At 37.1% G+C, this 20867-nt stretch carries 14 protein-coding genes; 2 read left to right on the top strand and 12 right to left on the bottom strand.

The genetic code is table 11. The features are described from left to right. Positions 1-327: 327 nt before the first annotated feature. The gene (locus HMPREF1654_RS00900; protein ID WP_003078382.1) at positions 328-1956 is read right to left on the bottom strand and encodes a putative polysaccharide biosynthesis protein; all 1629 of its coding nucleotides are present in this window, start codon (positions 1954-1956) and stop codon (positions 328-330) included. A gap of 85 nt (positions 1957-2041) precedes the next feature. On the opposite strand from HMPREF1654_RS00900, the gene HMPREF1654_RS00895 reads away from it, so the two are divergent. Further along, complete coding sequence (locus HMPREF1654_RS00895; RefSeq protein ID WP_003078286.1) at positions 2042-3487, top strand: UDP-N-acetylmuramoyl-L-alanyl-D-glutamate--L-lysine ligase; 1446 nt, start codon at positions 2042-2044, stop codon at positions 3485-3487. A 123-nt stretch (positions 3488-3610) separates the two neighbouring features. Here the strand turns inward: HMPREF1654_RS00895 and HMPREF1654_RS00890 are convergent, their stop codons facing one another. From HMPREF1654_RS00890 to treP, 8 genes are all read right to left on the bottom strand, one after another. Next, on the bottom strand, positions 3611-4369 hold the full coding sequence (locus HMPREF1654_RS00890; RefSeq protein ID WP_003078272.1) for a CPBP family intramembrane glutamic endopeptidase: 759 nt from the start codon (positions 4367-4369) through the stop codon (positions 3611-3613). 334 nt (positions 4370-4703) lie between these two features. Beyond that, entirely contained in the window at positions 4704-5387 is a 684-nt protein-coding gene (locus tag HMPREF1654_RS00885) for a DUF1803 domain-containing protein (RefSeq protein WP_004234061.1), read from the bottom strand. Further along, entirely contained in the window at positions 5371-5883 is a 513-nt protein-coding gene (locus HMPREF1654_RS00880) for a YiiX/YebB-like N1pC/P60 family cysteine hydrolase (protein ID WP_003073546.1), read from the bottom strand. Before HMPREF1654_RS00880 ends, HMPREF1654_RS00885 begins: the two co-directional genes overlap by 17 nt. Positions 5884-6383: 500 nt before the next feature. Beyond that, positions 6384-7319: a manganese-dependent inorganic pyrophosphatase gene (locus HMPREF1654_RS00875; RefSeq protein ID WP_003078406.1), complete on the bottom strand. Its 936-nt coding sequence runs from the start codon at positions 7317-7319 to the stop codon at positions 6384-6386. A 144-nt stretch (positions 7320-7463) separates the two neighbouring features. Then, entirely contained in the window at positions 7464-8261 is a 798-nt protein-coding gene (gene pflA, locus HMPREF1654_RS00870; protein WP_003078337.1) for a pyruvate formate-lyase-activating protein, read from the bottom strand. A 168-nt stretch (positions 8262-8429) separates the two neighbouring features. Next, positions 8430-10604, bottom strand: coding sequence for an endonuclease/exonuclease/phosphatase family protein (locus HMPREF1654_RS00865; RefSeq protein WP_004234078.1), 2175 nt, complete (start codon positions 10602-10604; stop codon positions 8430-8432). A gap of 147 nt (positions 10605-10751) precedes the next feature. Then, positions 10752-12395, bottom strand: coding sequence for an alpha,alpha-phosphotrehalase (treC, locus tag HMPREF1654_RS00860; protein ID WP_003078290.1), 1644 nt, complete (start codon positions 12393-12395; stop codon positions 10752-10754). A 167-nt stretch (positions 12396-12562) separates the two neighbouring features. Continuing rightward, positions 12563-14575, bottom strand: a complete 2013-nt coding sequence (gene treP, locus HMPREF1654_RS00855; RefSeq protein ID WP_003078317.1) for a PTS system trehalose-specific EIIBC component — start codon at positions 14573-14575, stop codon at positions 12563-12565. A gap of 178 nt (positions 14576-14753) precedes the next feature. On the opposite strand from treP, the gene treR reads away from it, so the two are divergent. Next, positions 14754-15467, top strand: coding sequence for a trehalose operon repressor (gene treR, locus HMPREF1654_RS00850; RefSeq protein ID WP_014829589.1), 714 nt, complete (start codon positions 14754-14756; stop codon positions 15465-15467). A gap of 54 nt (positions 15468-15521) precedes the next feature. On the opposite strand, the gene HMPREF1654_RS00845 is transcribed toward treR, so the two are convergent. The 3 genes from HMPREF1654_RS00845 to HMPREF1654_RS00835 all read right to left on the bottom strand — a co-directional run bounded on the left by HMPREF1654_RS00845 (position 15522) and on the right by HMPREF1654_RS00835 (position 19944). Further along, the gene (locus HMPREF1654_RS00845) at positions 15522-16862 is read right to left on the bottom strand and encodes a hemolysin family protein (protein ID WP_003078229.1); all 1341 of its coding nucleotides are present in this window, start codon (positions 16860-16862) and stop codon (positions 15522-15524) included. Positions 16863-16950: 88 nt separating this feature from the next. Beyond that, positions 16951-18597, bottom strand: coding sequence for a phosphoenolpyruvate carboxykinase (ATP) (locus tag HMPREF1654_RS00840; RefSeq protein WP_003078381.1), 1647 nt, complete (start codon positions 18595-18597; stop codon positions 16951-16953). A gap of 222 nt (positions 18598-18819) precedes the next feature. Then, on the bottom strand, positions 18820-19944 hold the full coding sequence (locus tag HMPREF1654_RS00835; RefSeq protein ID WP_003078247.1) for an AI-2E family transporter: 1125 nt from the start codon (positions 19942-19944) through the stop codon (positions 18820-18822). Positions 19945-20867 lie beyond the last annotated feature (923 nt).

The raw sequence follows: 20867 nt of genomic DNA, 5'->3' as shown, positions 1-20867 counted from the left end.
ATATCATTGTAGTCATCTAAACAAAGGAGAGCTGTCAAGACACCTATTACTTCATCTGTTTTAATACCAGCATGAGTTAATAATGTATCTAATTGTAATTTTTTATCCATCATAACCTCTATAAGAACACAAGAAAAGCAATCAACTTTATCATTTGTAAGTGATTCGATTGTAACATCTTACGGAAAGTAGTGGGTTTTATTCTTTTCAAGAGACAGATATAGTTTTAAATTACAGTAGCTGATGGAAGTTTATCGCTAGAATAGCTATTTCCATTATAACGTAAATGTTATAAATTTTCTACAACATAAAAAGCCGTACGGCTTTTTAATGAATATGAAATTTTTCACGTAAAGATTGAGCTTTTTCACCAATAAATCGGTCTAACAAGCGAACCCGCAAAGCCATTGCTCCATAAATGATAATTCCCAGACCACCAATCATAATTAAATAAAGCATGCTAGAAATGCGTCCATTTGGATGAAAGACGACTCCCAGTACCACTTCCACAATAGCAATTAAAAGAGACATGATAGCAGTTAAAATCCCTATCAATAAACTCCGTTTAACGAGAATTCTTTGATTGAGTCCTGTTACTTGGCGAATGTGTTGGTACATCAAAACAATTGGAACAATCAATCCGACTGTCGTTGCAAGAAGCGGACCATATGCTCTGAATAAATAAATAAATGGAATTTGCAAAACAAGCTTAACAAGAACTCCATAGCCAAAATAGATAATAGCTTTGCGATTTTGGAAAAGCGCTTGAATCATTGGCGATAAAACAGTATAAATGCCTAAAATAATTGTCTGTAACATAGCAAAAATGAACAAACCTAAAGCTAAACGATCAGGTTTCCCATAAAAAATTGTGTATAATGGACGCGCCACTAAGACAGAGCCAATTGTTGCTGGTAAGAGAAATAACAGTAACATACTTAAGTTATCTTGAACAAGACGTGCTGCAGACTTCAAATCACCTTTGACATAGTTTTCTGTTAGCAGTGGAATTCCTACACCCCCAATAGAAGTTGCTACCGCAATCAAAATCATCGTAATTTTATTGGGATTAGCAGAGAAATAGCTAAACATAACCACCAGCTGAGAATTCGTATAGTTCGTAAACCATTTCATAACATTGATAAAAGTTACTTGGTCAATAATCTGGAAAAGCTGAATGGCAGAACCAGTGATAATAAACGGAATAGCTTCCCGAATCGTATCCACTAAAAGAGCACGACTGTTAATGTTAGTGCTTGACACTGGCTTATGCAGAATGGATGACAGCAAATTCGCTTTCCAAAGGAAATAAATCAAAACCGCCATACTAGCGAACATTCCAATAAAAGCCGCAAATGTTGATTGAGTAACTGCTACAACATAATCTTTAGAGCCCCATTTCATGATAAAGAAAGTTGCAAGCAACATCCAAATAACACGAATCACCTGCTCAGCAATTTGACTGATTGCATATGGTTTTAAATTGTTAAATCCCTGGAAAAAGCCACGGATAACACTCATAGCTGGGAATACCAGTACTGCCCAAGATAGGCTTTGCATGACAGGAATGAGTTCTTTCCCAACGCCTGATACATGCGCAAAGAAAGGTGATAAGAGATACATCACCACTGCAAAAATGGCTCCCAACAAGAGCATAAATTTCAAAAATTCACGAATGAGCGTAAAACTATGATCCTTTTGATCCATTGTGTTGTATTTCGCAACTTGCTTAGCGACCGCAACAGGTACACCTGCTGTGGAAATCAGAAGAAACCAAGCATAAATATTATAGCCCATTGTAAACAAGCCATTAGCTTCCGCACCCTGCTTGCCCATCCAGATATACCAAGGAATGATATAAATCGCCCCTAAAAAACGGCTGATAAAGTTACTTGCTGTCAACCAAGCTGTCCCTAGAAGCATTTGTTTTTGTTGAGTTGTTGTTTGTTGGTCCATACATAACCTCTAAAAGTAGTCTTATCTTATTATAAACTTTTCCTTTACACTTGTAAAACCTCCTCATTAAGTTTACAATAGAAATATGATAACATTTGAAAACGCATTAAATATTTTAAAAAATGATCACAATTTCCGCGAAATCATTCATAAAGGTGAATACTATTATAACATTACTGATGTCACATTTGATAACATCAGCTATGACAGCCGCGATGTGACTGCTTCAACTCTTTTCTTTGTCAAAGGTGACAATTTTAAAAAAGAATTTTTGGGAAAAGCGGTTGAATCAGGCTTACGGTTCTATGTCAGTGAGACGGATTTTGAAGTAACTATCCCAGTGATTCTAGTCAATGATGTCAAACAAGCCATGAGTCTTCTTGCCATGGAATTTTATGGAAATCCGCAAGACAAACTCAAACTGCTCGCATTTACAGGAACCAAAGGAAAGACAACTTCGGCTTATTTTGCTTATTATATTCTTCAACAAAATTATAAGCCTGCTTTGTTGTCTACCATGAACACGACGCTCGATGGAGAACATTTCTTCAAATCTACTTTGACAACACCGGAAAGCTTAGATTTGTTCAAAATGATGGCGACAGCGGTTGAAAATGGCCGAACTCATCTGATCATGGAAGTTTCCAGCCAGGCTTATTTAAAAAAGCGAGTTTACGGTTTAACTTTTGACGTTGGTGTTTTCCTCAATATCAGTCCTGATCATATCGGACCAATTGAACATCCGACATTTGAAGATTATTTTTATCATAAACGACTCCTCATGGAAAATAGCCGAGCTGTTGTAGTTAATAGCGAAATGGATTATTTCCAAGTGGTAGCGGAACAAGTCACATCTATAGAACATGATTTCTATGGACAATATTCCGACAATCAAATTCATCATTCACAAGCATTTTCTTTTGAAACAAGCGGAATCCTCACAGAAAAATTTGACATTCAGCTAATCGGACGTTTTAACCAAGAAAATGCACTTGCTGCTAGCCTTGCCTGTCTACGCTTAGGTGCCACTATTTCTGATATAAAAAAAGGCATTGCTGCTACACGTGTACCTGGGCGCATGGAAGTGCTAACTCAAAACAATGGTGCAAAAGTTTTTGTTGATTATGCGCACAATGGTGTCAGTCTGGCTAATCTCCTATCTGTCGTTCAAGAACACCAAAAAGGCAAAATTGTTTTAGTACTTGGTGCAACCGGAAATAAAGGAGAAAGTCGTCGCAAAGATTTTGGACAACTACTCAATCGCCATCCAGAATTGATCGTTATCTTGACAGCAGATGACCCTAACTACGAAGATCCGATTGCCATTGCAAAAGAAATTGCCAGCTACATTTCTTTTGACGTTTACACGATTGCAGATCGCAAAGAAGCTATCAAAAAAGCTCTTAGCTTAACAAACAAAGAAAGTGATGCTGTTATTCTAGCTGGTAAAGGTGCTGATTGTTACCAAATCATAAATGGAGAAAAAGCAGACTATCTAGGCGATTACGCGATTGCGGAAAGGTATTTATAGAATTGAATAAAGGTCGAAGACTGTTGTCTCGACCTTTATTTGTTGAGGGAAAGATATGAATTCATACTAATATGAAAAATAATATAACCACAATTTCTTTAATAGCGTAATTCTTATTTTTTACTATTTTCTCCAACTAATCAAAACATACAGTAGACTTGAACCATACATATCTGCAAGAGCGTGCACGAGGAAAAATGGTAAGAGATTTTTAACCTTATATTTGTAAAGAAAATAATAGAGAAGTCCAAAGCCAACACCAATCGTTAGCGCCCAGAGCATGCCCTGATAAGTATGGAAAGAAATACGAATGATTGTCGAATAAAGAAGAATCCACCACTTATATCTATCTTGAACAGAAGTCAGTAGTCCCAAGAAGAAAAATTCTTCATAAAAGCCATTCAGCAGATCATAGAGAATAGCCCTAGGTGTCAAATCGATAAGCTTACGGAAAATTTCTGTCAAATCAATGTATTTCCATAATTGAGGATCAAAATAGTTATATTCTCCGCTAAGGGTCATCACGGTATCTGATAGAATCCCCATAACTGCAAAAATAAATGGAACCCAAAAGAGTACAGACCACGATAAGCGAATCGGCAACTGCTTAAAGTCAAATCGACGAAACAACAAATATACTACCGTCAGAGCTAACATGAGAAGTTGTAATTCTAAGTTACTAGAATAAGCGGCTCCATCATTTACTGTTTTATTCGTTGTATCTGCTGCTGTTGCCGTTGTGGACGGGGACAGACTAGCAAGATACAGTTCTGTCGAACGATAGATGAATTGTCCAAACAGCAGAGCTGTCACGACGACAATATCAAACCATTTCAGATATTTTAGTGGTTGAGGCGGACGAATTTTTGCTAAAGTATTCATGATACACTCCTTTCATGAAACGATATGGCGCAGAATAGAACTCAAAAATAGAAGATTTCTAGATGACAGCCTCCCCCTCGCAAAGTGACTCAACATTCTAGAAGTCTATCATGATGATGACTGATAAAAACTTCGTTTTCGTTAAAGGTGTTTTTCCAAGCTTGAAAAGTGAGCAGTTTTAAGACTTTCTTTACAAGCCTTATCTGTCAGCTAGTGCATTGTTGATTTATTGTACTGTATATTTTAAAGCTGGAGACCCCCACTCTCGCTTCATGCTAAATTTAATTTTTTTACTTATAATAAATCTATCAATAAACCTTAAAATCTGTTTATTCTATAATTTTGAGCTTGAAAAGTCTACTGATTCCTTTGCACGAAAAGTTAAAGTTGCCTTATCAAAATCCAAACACAGTTCATATCGTCCCGCTTCGTTAGGCGTAATATAGCCTAGAATCGCTAGAGCATCTACAAAAATATCACGCCGTTTCTGCATCAGCTCAGTTTTACGACCATACTTCAACAGAAAAGTCGTCATATATTTTAGAGCATATTCAGGATTCACATCTCCTAGTAGAGCATGAAGTTTCTGTTGCTGATTGGTCAATGGGTATTGTTGCTTCAGCTTATAAAAATAATTGGAAAGCGTCAATTGATTTCTAAGAAAATCTGTTTTTTCCAATAGAACTGCTTGATTGGTTTGGTTAGTCAAGTATGTCTCAAAGCGCAAATTCAGCAATTCTTGATAAAGAGGACTATCATCTCGTACAAAGACCTCTTGATCAAAAGACAAATCCATCACATCTCCCAACAGAGGAACCGTTTGGTGATACCGTTTATTTGCTCGAACCACATAACCTGCCTTGATATAGTCTTCTATAGAACGATCAATGTTGGCAAAGTTTGCAAATTCACGTTTAATCTCTCGCAAAGAAACATCGTCATGTCGGTCTAAGTAATTTATCAATTTGAAAAAAAATGGCTGACGTGTTAAACGAGATGGATTAAAAATCTGAATCATAAAGATTCCTTTCTTTACATTTCAAAAGTGGAGATGCTGCTAACTGACTAGGATTTGTACCAGGCTGGTTCACTGGTACAGGAAGCCCCAGCTCTCTATAATAATCACTCCAAAAATCACTAATTTCCTGATCACCATCCCCAAACTTCATAGGAATAGTTTCGAAAATAGGCAGGATTTCTGCGATGTACTGGGAACAATAAAACCCATCCCCATCTGGATAAAAGGAAGCATTGTAGGATGCTTCTAGGTGCTGGCAAGCCCTTTCTTTAACTCGCAGAGGTTCTATATCTGGATAGACATAGAGATCATAAATACGATTAGACTCAAAAAAATCTGCTGGCTTTTGACAGCTAACACCTGCTTCTGCGCTAGCATGGTAGATCAATCCCTCCAAAAAGATAGCAACATGGCTATAGCTACCTGTCGAAGTCTGGATAGCTCGCCCCATATCAGAACTCTCTTTCACAAAAATCAAGTCGCCATTTTCTAACATACTTCTCTCCTAGAAAAAAAGGAGCCGAGACCCCTTTAGCTATAAGGAAACAAGAATTTCCTAATTCAATTGCTAGTCAAATTATTGTCGTCTAAATAATTCATCAACTATACTATAAGAATCACTCTAGCTGAAAATAATAAAGTAGCACTAAACTTCCAAATGATAGAACAAAGTAGAGGACTCCTATTTGCAACCCATACAAATACCAAAAACTACCACTAACTAGAATAAAAATCGATGTCTCAGTAACGATGCGTTGCCATTTTTTAAAGCATATGGAGATTTTGGTGCCATATATCGAGCCCAGAATAAGATTAATAGAACTGCTAGAAGAAAAAACAGGAATTTTTCCAATCAGGAAATTTGTATCACAGACACAGAGAAAAGACCAAAGATTGCTACAATCTCAACCAAAAAGCGTAGTCCTTCAATCAATCGTATCATACCATCACCTTGTATAAGTAGTCAAATTAGCAGTTCCTAACATTCATTAAGAATTACCCATTAAAGCTTTCAGTCAATTGAGGCACTACTTGTTTCTTACGGGAAACAGCACCAGCCAAGAAAGCGTGGTTGTTTTCAAGTTTAAAGTTGAAGGCTGCTTCAACCTTGTCCATGTTTGATCCAAGTGCAAGGATTTCTGAGTTTGAGTTAACGATATCTGTAATCATCAAAACGAAGTCAGAATAACCATTTGCTGCATTAGCTGCTTGCATTGCTGCTTCCAATTCACCTTGACGTTCTAAGACTTCTGCAATATCAACTGTGTTGACTTGTGCTACACGAACTTGGTTTCCGTTTAATTCGAATGTTTTAGCATCAATATCAATCAGTTCTTCTGCTGTTTTGCTAGCCAAGTTAGTTCCAGCCTTTAGCATTGCCAAACCATATTCTTCCAAATTTACACCAGCAAGTTCAGCCAATTCTGGAGCAATGACCTTATCACTTGGATGTGTGGTAGGTGATTTCAAAAGAAGAGTATCCGAAATCAAACCTGAGAGCATTAGTCCTGCGAGTTCTTTTGGTACAGCTACGCCACATTCTTTAAACATACGATAAACGATAGAAGATGCAGAACCAACAGGCTCCAAACGCATATAAAGCGGGCTGGCTGTTTCAAAATTCGCTACACGGTGATGATCCACAACGCCATACACTTCTACCTCTGCAATGTCAGAAATAGACTGTTGAAATTCATTATGGTCTGTTAAAATGACTTGCTCAACTCCTTCTGCTTTGGCAGATGTCACCACACGCGGTGCTTCTACACCAAAATAGTTCAAGACAAAAGCTGTTTCTTCATTTGGAGTCCCAAGAGCCACTGCTTCTGTATCCAAGCCATAAGCTTCACGCGCAAGATAAGCAAAGGCCACAGCTGAGCCAATCGCATCTGAATCTGGATTTTGATGACCGAAAACTAAAATTTTAGACATGATAGTACCTCATAAACTTTTTATACACCTTATTTTAGCACAATTTTAAGATTTTCACAAAGAGAGGAATAGAAAAGCACTTAATCGTCAGTTTTTCTAGCTAACTTCTTAAGTGCTGGTCAACATTTCACTTTCTACTTTTGATCAACTATTATGTATGCGATTCATATACTCTATATAGGATTCGGTTTTCATGAGTTCTTTGGCATTTTTTACTCGGTCAGCGGTTGGTGGTTTAATACCTTCTAATGGATAAGGAATTCCTAATTCACGCCATTTAAATTCTCCCATTGTATGATAAGGTAGCACTTCAAATTTATCAACTGTTTTTAAAGTTTTGACAAACTCACCTAATTCCTTTAAGTCGTCATCACGGTCTGTTAACGTTGGAACCAAAACATGGCGAATCCACATTGGAACACCTTTATCAGATAAATATTTTGCACATTCCAAAATATTCTTATTAGTGTGCCCTGTTACAAATCTATGCTGAGCATCATTGACTTCTTTAATATCCAGCAACACTAAATCTGTCACTTCAAGTAAACGATCAAAAACTTTGAGATACTCTGGTGTATTGCGGAAAGGCATCGCACAAGTATCTAAAGTGCAATGAATTCCCAATTCTTTAGCTTTGGTAAAGAGTGCAGTCACAAAATTAATTTGCAAAAGGGCTTCACCGCCACTTACTGTAATCCCACCTTTTTTACCCCAAAAGCCACGATACCGAAGAGCTTCTTGCAAGACATCTTCAACCGTTCGCTCTCTTGAATTATTTGTTTCTATTGCCCATGTATCTGGATTGTGGCAATATTGACAACGCATTTTACACCCCTGTAAAAAGACAATGAAACGGATACCAGGCCCATCAACAGCTCCAAAACTTTCAGTCGAATGGACCATACCTGTTACTTTTCCATAATCAATTACTTCTTTTTTCATCGTCTTATCCTCTTGAAAACGTTTTATGTTACTATTATAACACTTCTTTTCTATATAGAGGCATAATTTGCCTATTTTTTAGAAAATAATCTGTTTTTCAGTTTCATTTTCAATATTTTTCAAAACAAATGAGATTGAGAACTATGGCCTCAATCTCTCATTACTATATTATTTTGTTAATTTTTTTCTAAAGAGAAGTGTTACACTAAACAAGAGTAATCCTACAACAGCTACTTCAGTACCTTTTGTTCCTGTAGATGGTAAAGTTCCTTTTTCACCAGATTTCTCAGCTTTATTTTCGTCAGAAGGCTTAGGGCTAGCTGGTGGAGTTTCCTGCTTCTTACTGAAGTCAAGCTGAGCAATAACAGGATCGTGATCTGATGCCCGGCCATGTTCTTCCATGAAAGAAGCATTGATATGAACTGGTGAGAATACTGTCTTATCAGCAATGTTTTTTGAGACAAAGATATTGTCTAAACTTTGATTGCTACCACGATAGAAATAAGAATAGCGGTCTGCTGCGTCGTGATTAAGCATCATATTGACTAATTCATTACCAGCCACTGCTTTGGCAGTTTCTGAAAATTCAAAGTCATTAAAGTCACCAGTCAAGACAAACTTCAAATTAGGATTTTGCTTCAAACCTTCTTTGACAAAAGCGTTCAACAGCTTGCCTTGCTCAATGCGTTGGCCCAAGGTATTTTGTACTGCTGGTTGCTTGGCGCCATACACTGCATCATCACCAAGCTTAGATTTCAAATGATTGGCAATGACGACAATATGCTCACCTTTAAATTCAAATTCTGCTGCTAAGGATTTTCTAACTTTCGTAAAAATTGGATTGGTCGGGTCAATTCTTGCAGGATTTTTGACTAGGTGTCCATCTTTAAACGCAGCTGCTTCTGTGCTCTTTCCTGCTGCTCGCTCCACTAGTTTTACTCTTTGAGGGTTATACAAGTAAGCTACACGAATATTGGAGCCTGGTTTTCCTCCATCTGCTCCATCAACAGGGGCGACTTCGGTATATCTGTATTCTTTTCCACCTAATTGTTTAATGCGAGCAGCTAGTTTTTCACCACTTTTTACACCACTAACTGTTCCGTCATTAACGCTGCCATTATTATCTTGAACTTCTATCAGGGTAATAATATCTGGACTATGAATTTCATTGATAAAGGACTTAGCAATTTTGTCTACTTTTTCATCAGGGGTTTCACCAGCTGCGTTATTTGCTGAGAAATTTTCGATATTGTAGGAAGCAATCGTCAATTTATCCTCACTTGGGTAAATTTTGGAAACTTCTCTTTTTAAACCACCATCTTGTAAGTCTGGTAATTTGGTTGGGTTCAACTTGTAAATTCTACCTCGGTAAGTCACAACACCAACCACATCTTCATTAAAGTAGTCCTTAGCTTTTGCAACATATGTATTTCCCACATAGACTGGAATAGTTGCTGTGTTTTGGACATTAGGGCGAAGATTGACACCACCGATATTATTGAGTGGAAGGTCTTGGTAAGCAGCAGGCAAAAGATAAATATCTCCTCGATATTGTGGGCCAAGCACACGAGGTTTTTTCACTGTTGTCAACATACCCTCCAGACTTTCCCAATAATCCAATGCATCATATTCTGGATCATAAGTAGTCGGGGTATTGTCTACGATATCTTTTGGCATTCGCTCTGAAATATTAACTGGTTCTGGTAATGTGGCTGTACCGTTTTTCGTTACCTTAGAAGCAAACAATTGTGTGACTGTTAAACTATTAGTCGGCTTTTTAAACTCTTGTCCTGGACGAAGACCGAGAGCTTCCATATAGCCTTCTTTGACTTCACCTTCAATAGTTAGTTGATCTCCAACAGCGACTTTTTCCTGTGAAACTACATAAATAGCATCTGAAGTTTTAGTATTTCCATCCCCTTTGATGTCCTGCACGTAAAAACCATATTGGTCTGTTTTTGTCACAACCACATTGGCAACACGAACCTTTTTCCCATTATAAGGTGATTCATGTGACTCGCCCTGTATTTGACCTATATTAGCAACTGGAGTAACTTTCGAAGTATCGGTTCGTTCTTCACCGCTTGCAGCTTCTGTCTTACCTGTTCCTTCCCTATTGCCACTTGCTTCGCTCATACTGCTTGCTGAACTTTCAGAAGCACGTTTTGATGATTGCGACTGCGTTGTTGAAGCAACAGAACTAGACCCTGAAGTTGTCGTTACAGAAGTTTCTGAACCTGTGGAACTACTCTCTTTCGCCTGAACAAGAGGACTAACAGTGGTGTTTGCTAACAAAATAGCTGTCGCAAACAAGACAGATAATTGCTTTGAACTTTTTTTCATATATTCTCCTTTACATCATAAATTGGAAATTAAATTTCCTTGAGATGTGTTCCTACCGTAACTATTATAAATAAAACAGAAGAATAGCGCAAGCGCTTTCTATCGAGTTTTAAAAAATCGGCTGAAATATTCAGTCGATTTTAGAATTTATTGCTGCAATTCGTGTTTCTTCATCAGAATAGCCAAACTTTCATAAGGTCTCAAGGTCATAACAGCCTCCACTTGGGAATCTCCATAATTAGAAAGGAGCATTTCACCATTCTGATACTCCGGTAACACATCTACTGTAATCGGATCCGAGTAGAAGTTATTGAGCACTAACAGTTTTTCATCACCCAACTGACGTTCGAAGGCATAGACTTGCTGGCTATCTTCATAAGCTGGTTTGTAGCTGCCCTCCGCTATAAGAGGCAATTTTTTACGAAGAGCAATCAATTTTTGGTAAAAAGTAAAAATTGGACCTCGAATTTCATTCTCAACATTGATTTCCGGATAAAACTTACCTACTTTTAACCAAGGAGTTCCACTTGTGAAACCAGCATTCGCTGAGCTATCCCATTGCATAGGAGTACGAGAATTGTCACGAGATTTAGCTTGAATAATCTTAAACGCTTCTTCTACCTGCTTCCCTTCATTTAGTAACATTTTGTATGCATTGAAAGATTCAACATCTGCATAATCTTCCATGCTATCATAGCCTGGGTCAATCATACCAATTTCTTCTCCCATATAAATGTAAGGTGTTCCACGAGATAAATGGATACTTGCTGCCAACATTGTTGCACCTTCATTGCGGAAATTCTTAACATCTACAAAACGATTTAGTGCGCGAGGCTGGTCATGATTGTTCCAGAAAAGAGCACTCCAACCATTATGATCGCTCATCTCCTTGCCCCATGTATGGAAAAGACGCTTTAATTCCTCGAAATCAAAATTCTTCAGTGTCCATTTCTTGCCATTTTCATAATCCACTTTTAAATGGTGAAAATTGAAAGCCATAGATAATTCGTGGCGTTCTGGAGCTGTATAAAGAATACAATTTTCAATATTCGTCGCGCTCATTTCACCAACAGTCATAATAGTCTCATCCGTTCCAAAAGTCTCCTCATTCAACATGTGAAGATACTCGTGTACGATAGGTCTATCAGTATAGGCTGGCTTCCCGTCATTCTCCGGACAATTCTCTAATATTTCATCCTTCCCGATGACGTTAATAACATCAAAACGGAACCCCTTCACACCCTTGCCTAGCCAAAAATTGACAACTTTAAAGAGTTCCTCACGAACATGAGGCTTGCGCCAATTAAGATCAGCCTGGGTCACATCATAAAGATGCAAATAGTACTTGCCGGTCTTTCCAAAAGGTGCCCATGCATTTCCACCAAACTTAGACAGCCAATCTGTCGGCTCGTCGCGTAGAAAAAAGAAGTCTTGGTAATATTTATCTCCAGCTAGTGCTTTTTGAAACCACTCATGTTCCGTTGAGCAATGGTTGAGTACCATGTCTAGCATAAAATCAATGCCATATTCTTTTCCTACCTTGACCATTTCTTCAAAATCAGCCATATTTCCAAACAGTGGATTTACTGCAGTATAGTTTGAAATATCATAACCATTATCATGTTGTGGGCTAGGATAAAAAGGATTCAACCAAACCATATCTACTCCCAATTGGGCAAGATAAGGAATTTTTTCAATGATCCCTTGTAAATCTCCAATACCATTTCCTGTAGTGTCTTTATAAGATTTTGGATAGATCTGATAGACTACTTTTCTTTTATCGAATGTCATTTATTTTCCTTTTCTAATTATAGAAGAAGGAGGTGGAGCCCACGCTCGCACCCCTTTTATAGTTACTAGCTTACACTTTATCTTTATCAGAGAAAAGAATTCTATTGCTAACTAATTCTCTTTTAACAACCATTCATCTTCCTGAATGAGCCTGTTCATGATCTGTTTTAGCCAATTCGTGTAGCTGTCATTAGCTTATCACCACATTCAATCTTCCGTGGAAGTTGACCACGTTCATCTGCTTGAAATTGATCTTGATTGGTAATAATCACAGGCGTTTCTGTCACATAACCTGCTTCTTTGATGGCTGTCATATCAAAGGAAATCAACTTATCTCCCATAGTGACTTTATCACCTTGAGCTACATAAGTTTCAAAACCTTTTCCTTCTAAATTCACTGTATCCATACCAATATGCATCAATAACTCGACACCTTCATCAGAAACGATTCCTACAGCATGTTTGGTTGGGAAAAGAACTGACACAACTCCATTTACTGGTGCAACAAGTATACCTTCGCTCGGTTCAATCACTACACCTTGTCCCATGACACCTTGTGCAAAAACAGGATCAGTTGCTTGGCTTAATTCTTTCACTTCCCCAGCAAGCGGACTGCTAATTTCCACAAAATCTACTTTTGGAGCAGATTCTTTTGCTTCATCAATCGCTTCAATTTGAGGGGATTTGACACTTTCATCTTCTGCTTTTGTAAACACACCTGTCTTACGGAAGAAGAACGTCAAAATCATTGGTACTGCAATAGCCACCAGCATGACAAATAAGAACGGTAGCATGTATTTCGCTTGAATAGACAAGATACCTGGAATCCCACCGATTCCGATAGCATTTGCTGTAACATTAAATGTTACAGATAAGAGACCTGCAATAGAAGAACCAATCATCCCTGCCACAAATGGATAAACATATTTCACATTAACCCCAAAGAGTGCCGGTTCTGTGACTCCAAGATAGGCAGAAATTGTTGCAGGTAGGGAAATCTGTGCTTCACGTTCACTACGACGATTCATCAGATAATAAGCAAATACAGCTGATCCTTGAGCGATATTTGACAAAGCAATCATTGGCCATAGAGCTGTGCCCCCTGTATCAGCAACGAGCTGTGTATCAATAGCATTGGTCATATGGTGCAAACCAGTAATAACAAACGGAGCATAGAGAGCACCAAATATCGCACCAAAGAGCCATTTAACGGGACCAGTTAACCCTGCAAGCACTGCTGTTGACAACCATTGCCCAAGGGTCCAACCGATAGGCCCAAGAACTGTATGAGCTAAAATCAATGCCGGAATTAATGATAAGAAAGGCACAAAAATCATAGATACAACTTCTGGAATCCGTTTCCGCCAGAAAATCTCAAGATAGGAAAGAGACAGACCTGCAAGTAGAGCAGGAATAACTTGTGCTTGGTAACCAATTTTTCTAACTGTAAAGAATCCAAAATCCCAAACCCATTTTTTGGCAATTTCTGAAGCTGGAGTACCAGCTACTGAGTAAGCATTGAGCAATTGCGGAGATACCAAACAGATTCCCAAGACAATTCCAAGAATCTGACTAGTCCCCATTTTACGAGAAACCGACCAAACAATTCCAACTGGTAAAAAGTGGAAAATCGCTTCACCAGGAAGCCATAAGAAAGAGTTAACACCACTCCAAAACTGTGAAACATCCACAATCGTATTATAAACTGGTGTACCATCTTTAGCAAACTGAGCTACTCCATCAACCATTTTTTGACCTAATGCTTGAATCTGCACTCCTTCAAGAACATTACGAAATCCAAGAATTAACCCCCCAACGATAATGGCTGGAATGATTGGTGTGAAAATTTCTGCCAACATTGACATAACACGCTGCACTGGATTTTGATTGCTCTTTGCAGCCGCTTTTGCTGCTTCTTTTGAAACACCTTCAATCCCTGATACAGCTGAGAAGTCATTGTAAAAAATTGGAACATCATTTCCAATAATAACCTGAAACTGCCCTGCATTAGTAAAAGTTCCTTTAACCGCCGGAATGGCTTCGATCGCTTTTACATCTGCTTTCTTCTCATCAGCCAGTACAAAACGCATCCGAGTCGCACAATGGCTAACTGCTGAGACATTTGCCTTACCACCAATAGCGTCTAATAACGTTTTGGCATCTTTTTCAAATTTTCCCATTTTCTACGTGGCTAGGTTTGACCTAACACTCTCCTTCTTTTTTCATCATTGTACAATTAATTGATACATTTATTGTAAACGGATTCAAAGATGTCTGCAAGTTGTTTGTATAAAAAAGACTCATTTTTTGATAAAATATATTTAGTTGTATGCTAAAAACCAAACAAGTGAGGAAATCATGAAAAAATATGAACAAATTTTCAAACTCCTAAAACAGGATATTCTAAATGAAACATATCAGATCGATGATTATCTCCCTAGTGAACACGAACTCGTACAAACTTACAAAGTCAGTCGTGACACCATTCGTAAGTCACTTGATTTACTTCAAAAAGCAGAGCTCATCCAAAAAATAAGAGGACAAGGTTCTAAAGTCATCAAACAAGCACAGATTGATTTTCCTGTCTCCAACCTGACTAGCTACCAAGAACTCGTGCAGCAGCATGGAATAAATTCTAAAACTAATCTCATCCAATTAGAGAAAATTACAGTTGATAAAAAATTATCTAATCTCACTGGTTTTCCTGAATATCGTCTGGTATGGCGAATTGTCCGCCAAAGAGTAGTCGATGATGTCGCTTCTGTTTTAGATATTGATTATCTTGATAAAACTCTTGTCCCTTCCTTAACTAGAGAAATAGCAGAACAATCGATTTATGCTTATTTAGAAGAAGAATTAGGACTGCGCATTGCCTATGCCCAAAAAGAAATTACGATTGATCCAGCTACAAACCGTGACCAAATCTTGATGGATATCGGAACTGACCAGCATGTCGTTTCTGTCAAATCCAAAGTTTACCTTGCAGATGGACAACAATTTCAATTTACAGATAGTCGCCATAAACTCGAAAAGTTCCGTTTTATTGACTTTGCTAAGCGACAAAAACGCTAACTACCTTTCAGAAATGCCACTTTCACAACTTTAAAAAACTAAAAGAAGCTGAGATTATTTCTCAACTTCTTTTTCTTCTTCTACTATTTCAGAGACTTCTACTTTGAGTTTTGTCACACGTCCATTTTTCACTTTATCATTGGTTAAAATAAGCTTTTTGCCCTGACTTGCTACTTCATAGCTCAAACGTTCCTGAGCATTTGGTATAGAGCCAACGCCTGTCAAATAATAACCAGCAATAGTGTCAACATCATCACTTTCCAGTTCTACTTCAAAATACTCATTAAAATCATTCAAACTCATGGTACCAAGGACAAAGTAAGTATGATCAGAGACCTGATAAACTTCTACTTCAGCTTTGTCTGTTTCGTCATCTATCTCACCGACAATTTCTTCCAATAAGTCTTCAAGCGTTACTAAGCCAGACATACCACCATATTCATCTAGCAATATTGCCATTTGATTTTGGGTATTCCGCAACTCTGTTAACAAGTCATCTACAAAAATCGTTTCTGGCACAAAAAGCGGCTCTTGCAAAATCTTTCGCAAGACAATATTATCAAATCCATTGATAAAAGCTTCATTTAATAGGCGCTTAGTATGAATAAGCCCGATAACATTATCCTTATCATCATCATAGACTGGAATTCGTGAAAAGTTCTGCTTCAAAATACTTTCAATAATTTCCTTGGTATCATCATTGATATCCACCATAAAAGCATCAGTACGAGGAACCATCACTTCACGCGCCATCATCTCATCTAGTGAAAAAATTCCTTGCAACATTTCAATCTCGTCAGCATCCAGGGTTTCTTCACTATTCGTTAGCATATACTCAATCTCATCACGAGTCATTTTCTCATCAGCATCATCAAAGGTCATTGGCGTTATCCGACTAAGCAGATTAGTGGAGGCTGATAAAAGCCAAACAAAGGGACTGACAATTTTCCCTAAGAAAATGATAACTGGTGCTGTACGAACTGCTAGAGCATCTTTGAGATTCAAAGCAATTCTCTTTGGATATAATTCTCCAAAAACAATAGAAACATAAGTCAAAATGGCAACAGATAAGAAGCTTGCAATCGCTCTTGCTGTCTCAGAATTTCCCATCCAAGAAGCAATTTCCCGACCGAGTGTATTAGCCAAACTAGCTCCTGACAAAATTGTAATCAAAGTAATTCCAACTTGAATGGTGGATAAAAAGTGATTAGGTTTTTCCAAGACTTTCAATAAGCGAATATATTTTGCATCGCCTTCTTCAGCCTTTTGTTCCACACGAGCGCGGTTTAAAGACACCATAGCCATTTCGGCTGCTGAAAAAAAGGCGTTCAATAGCGTTAAAATCAGTAATAATAAAGCTTGCAGTAACAAAGTCTGACTGCTAGGGTCTTCCATGAATATTCTCTCCTCGTATATAAGTAACCTTAATTATAGCATACTTTTCGACTTCTTGCATAGAGAGCGTTAAAAGAAAATTGCTTGGTTAGGATTCTAAATTTTGCAGTACTACTTCCAATCGTGAGATTGCATCAACAGGAAGTGCCGTTTTAGGGTATTTTTGGTTAAACGCAAGCAAAAAATTTAACCGTACCTGCATTCTTTCTCTAAGCAACTGTTTGTAGCAAGCGTCAAACTTTGGAATAGGATAGCCTTCACATTCCATATATTCAAAACCTTCCAACGAGCCAAATGGTTTGAAAATTGCCTCTTGATCAACAATTTTTTCAATAATACTCAGACTAGTCTCTTTTGAAATTCCTTTTCCCATATAAAATCCAGTATTGATGATATAGCAGTCGACACCAGATTCAAAAAGGCTACGAAATTTCCGATAGTCTTCCACCAACGGATATACTCTAAATGGATTAGCATATGGCTCAATCACCAAATCATCATGCTTACCAGTCACATTTTCGGCGTTAGAACGCTTAGTCATCAAAGTACATCCCATCGTAGAAGCCATCAGTGGATCATTGATTTTCACCAAAGGTGGGAGGGAATCATCTTTCATAATCCAAAAAATAGCTTGAATTGGCTCATCAATTCGATCGACCCGATTTGGCGTTGCAAAACGAGACTTGACTGTCCGACCATTTCCGTTTCGAATATCTTCTGTCACTAATTTTTTTAATCCATTGTCATCTAGTGTCACACCACAATTCTGAACGGTCACAAAGAAATCTTGTTCCTTATGTCCAATTGGATAATCATTCGTTTTATCAAAGTAGGATGGTTCCAAAGCAATGGACGAGCCATCTTTTACAGAAATGATAAAGGCATCATCATGCAAAACCTTGATATCGTATTTTCCATTATGTTTGGCATGAGTCAGTGTGGACTTCCCTGAACCAGATAAACCAAAGAAGGACGCTACATAGTCTTGTTTCTCAGCTTCTCGTTTGAAAATTTTTAAACCACCATGACACGCCACATAACCATTTCTAGCAGCTGTTGCCCAAGCTAAGGTTAAGGTTGCTTTTTTTAACTCACCAAAGTAATTTAAGCCCAGAATAACAGCACAATTATGCTGAGTATCAAAGTAAACCAGCCCTTTAGGATAATCTGGATGTTTCCATTTTGGATCAAAAAAGACAAATATATCATTTTCATCATACTTTTTAGAAGCTCTCAACCGATTTTTAAATTCTTCATCTAAAATTTGGAAATTTAAAAGCCATGAATACAAATTATTGATTTCATCCTCGGGAACCATGAGATGAGCACAAGCCATAAAAGCTTCATCAAGTCCGACAACTGCATCTGCCTTATAAAATTTTCGATGATGAGCCTGATAAATTGCACTTCGTATAATTGACAGCAACTGCTCATCTTCCTCACTGTCTCTACCAAAAATCCGTCGAGCCTCAGCCGTTCGACCAACAACTGCTCCAGAATTTGTTAATAAAACGCGTGCATAAGAAGGCAATCCCAGTTCCTTTGTATGAATCACAGGCATATCTAGGACAACTGTTCCAGCAGCTGTAGAAGCTAATTGATAGGCTTCTTCCACTGTTTTTATTGCAACAACCTGATTTTCATAAAAAGCTGTTTCAATCATTGCCTTTAAAGGAGAAAAATAAGAAGAATCTCTTCTGATCTCCTGCGGAGAATATTTACGACGTGTTACCATAAGTGTACCTCCTTTATCTTATTAGTTCTATTTTAGCATAAAAATACATTTTTAGTTTTAATAAAACGTATTTAAAAGAAAAAGGAGTAGAACTTTGAACTAAATTTTTGCTACATTTAGTTCGAGCCCACTCCTCTAAATTTATTATTAAAACCATTCGGACACAGTTCTTCTGACTTTTCTATTATCTTTCAAAACATAAAGTCAGTTACTATCCCACTCTTATTTATTGATAATTCCGTACTCTTCATTTTTCTTTTGCTCCTGTGCTGATCGGTGATTATCATATAAATTTGCTAAGAACTTCGCAATTTCTTTCAAAATAGAATAAATTGGAATCGCTACAATCATCCCAACAATCCCATAAATATTACTTGACAAAAGTAAGAGTACCATAATGGTAATGGGGTGCACCTTCATCACACCACCTACAATCCGTGGATAGAGAATGTTTCCATCAATTTGCTGTACAATCAACATATAAAGAACTGCAATCGCCATTTTTTTCGGATCTGCAATCAAATAAGTGATAATCATCGGAATCAAACCAATACTCGGTCCCACATAAGGAATGAGATTGGCAATCATAGAAAATATAGCAAAGATCAAAGCATATTTCAGACCAATGACACTATATCCAATAAATGCCAATGTTCCAATAATAAAAGCATCAATCGAAATTCCACTAATGTAGCGAGCAATCGTTGTGTTTAGACTAGTCAATAATTTAGTGATATTGAGTTTATCTCGCTTCAGAACAGTTCTTTCTAACATGGGAAGTAATTTGTTTCCATCAATCAGGAAATAGACCAAAAAGATAGGTGTCATGATGAGAATCAACAATGTATTCACGACCGCTGAAACGACGCTTCCCAGACTATTAGTGACACTATTTAAAATATTTTGCAAAATATCTACATAAGACAAATTTAATTGCTTAATAATAGATTGGACATTTATATTTTGAAAGAGAGAATGCCGCGACAGCTGATTAACCCAATTTTGCAATTCTCCATAAACATTTTGACTAGAAGAAATCAGGCTCGTCAATTGCGTAATTAAAATGGGTAAAAGATAAATAATGCCTAAAGCGATAATTCCAAACAAAAGCACTAAGGTAATTAAAATACCAAAAATCCGTTTAATTTTCAGTTCTTTTTCTAAAAATTTCACTAAGGGATTGGTGACATAATATAAAAAACCTGCGATTAGAAAAGGAATTAACACCGTATTTAAAACACTTACAAAAGGGGAAATCAGACCTTCCATTTGTCGCCAGATAAAAAAGATAATTGTCAGTAATAATACTTCTGTTGTCCAAAAAAATAACTTACTTTTATGAAACATACTGTTCCTCCTCTCAGCTATTCTACCATATTTTCTAAGAAAAATGAGTGCTTTTCTAAAAATGACTCAAATTATTTTTAAGAAGATGTACTTTTATTCCATAGTTTGAAAAAATATTTTATTTTTCTTTCTTGCGTATATATCATAGTGACATGGATTCAGAATTCTAAGATAAAGGGTTCGCTAACAACTTCAGATTCAAACTTTTCATACAAACCAACAACCTATTCTTGCGGCATCCGGCACTCTCTTCTTTTATTAGAAAGAATTATCAATTCAATTATACATTGAGCTTTTTATGAACTATCGTTATTCTTTCATCAAATGGACATGGTTTGTCTCAAAAATTATAATGAATCATAAGCATAAAGTCGGCCAATACAATTCAGATGATTATTAACCTCTTTCTTATACTTATCTACATTGTCGCACACAAAAGACTGAATCAGTCTCAACTTTCCTCTATAGCAAAAATTAATAAAGCAGCACTGAGACATTTCCTTAAAAAATGAATGAAAAAAAGGATTTACCGTAAAGAAAATAAACTCTCCAAACTAGAAATTTAAAGCGCTTTCCATGACAAAGAGAGCCCTACTCTACAACTGATTGATTGGATTTGAAACGATTTCTATTTAGTCTGTTACGAAAAGTCTGACTCCTTCTGAACTCTTCCAATTAGGGATTATTTTTAAGAAATTAGAAAATTCTCAATGAAATCAATATAATATGCATCAGCTGTAATTGCAGCTTTAAAAACAAAAAAAGCTGAGACAAAAGAATGAACGGCACCCCCAAAATTTTATGTCTAACTTTTGGAATACCGTTCAAAAGAGTTCAGCTTTCTTTATTTCTATAATTACAAGATGCAGTGATTGAGTAGGATCTAATACGTTGACAAATCAACTTTTATAGCCCTACTCAAC

Origin of the sequence: Streptococcus intermedius SK54 = ATCC 27335, assembly GCF_000413475.1 — a bacterium.
Classification (GTDB): Bacteria; Bacillota; Bacilli; order Lactobacillales; family Streptococcaceae; genus Streptococcus; species Streptococcus intermedius.
This window is presented reverse-complemented; position numbering and strand designations above follow the sequence as displayed.

What these genes read in the sequence shown, in the direction of transcription:
- HMPREF1654_RS00900 (WP_003078382.1), bottom strand. Translation starts at nt 1,956, where the DNA reads ATGGACCAACAAACAACAACTCAACAAAAACAAATGCTTCTAGGGACA.
- HMPREF1654_RS00895 (WP_003078286.1), top strand. Translation starts at nt 2,042, where the DNA reads ATGATAACATTTGAAAACGCATTAAATATTTTAAAAAATGATCACAAT.
- HMPREF1654_RS00890 (WP_003078272.1), bottom strand. Translation starts at nt 4,369, where the DNA reads ATGAATACTTTAGCAAAAATTCGTCCGCCTCAACCACTAAAATATCTG.
- HMPREF1654_RS00885 (WP_004234061.1), bottom strand. Translation starts at nt 5,387, where the DNA reads ATGATTCAGATTTTTAATCCATCTCGTTTAACACGTCAGCCATTTTTT.
- HMPREF1654_RS00880 (WP_003073546.1), bottom strand. Translation starts at nt 5,883, where the DNA reads ATGTTAGAAAATGGCGACTTGATTTTTGTGAAAGAGAGTTCTGATATG.
- HMPREF1654_RS00875 (WP_003078406.1), bottom strand. Translation starts at nt 7,319, where the DNA reads ATGTCTAAAATTTTAGTTTTCGGTCATCAAAATCCAGATTCAGATGCG.
- pflA (WP_003078337.1), bottom strand. Translation starts at nt 8,261, where the DNA reads ATGAAAAAAGAAGTAATTGATTATGGAAAAGTAACAGGTATGGTCCAT.
- HMPREF1654_RS00865 (WP_004234078.1), bottom strand. Translation starts at nt 10,604, where the DNA reads ATGAAAAAAAGTTCAAAGCAATTATCTGTCTTGTTTGCGACAGCTATT.
- treC (WP_003078290.1), bottom strand. Translation starts at nt 12,395, where the DNA reads ATGACATTCGATAAAAGAAAAGTAGTCTATCAGATCTATCCAAAATCT.
- treP (WP_003078317.1), bottom strand. Translation starts at nt 14,575, where the DNA reads ATGGGAAAATTTGAAAAAGATGCCAAAACGTTATTAGACGCTATTGGT.
- treR (WP_014829589.1), top strand. Translation starts at nt 14,754, where the DNA reads ATGAAAAAATATGAACAAATTTTCAAACTCCTAAAACAGGATATTCTA.
- HMPREF1654_RS00845 (WP_003078229.1), bottom strand. Translation starts at nt 16,862, where the DNA reads ATGGAAGACCCTAGCAGTCAGACTTTGTTACTGCAAGCTTTATTATTA.
- HMPREF1654_RS00840 (WP_003078381.1), bottom strand. Translation starts at nt 18,597, where the DNA reads ATGGTAACACGTCGTAAATATTCTCCGCAGGAGATCAGAAGAGATTCT.
- HMPREF1654_RS00835 (WP_003078247.1), bottom strand. Translation starts at nt 19,944, where the DNA reads ATGTTTCATAAAAGTAAGTTATTTTTTTGGACAACAGAAGTATTATTA.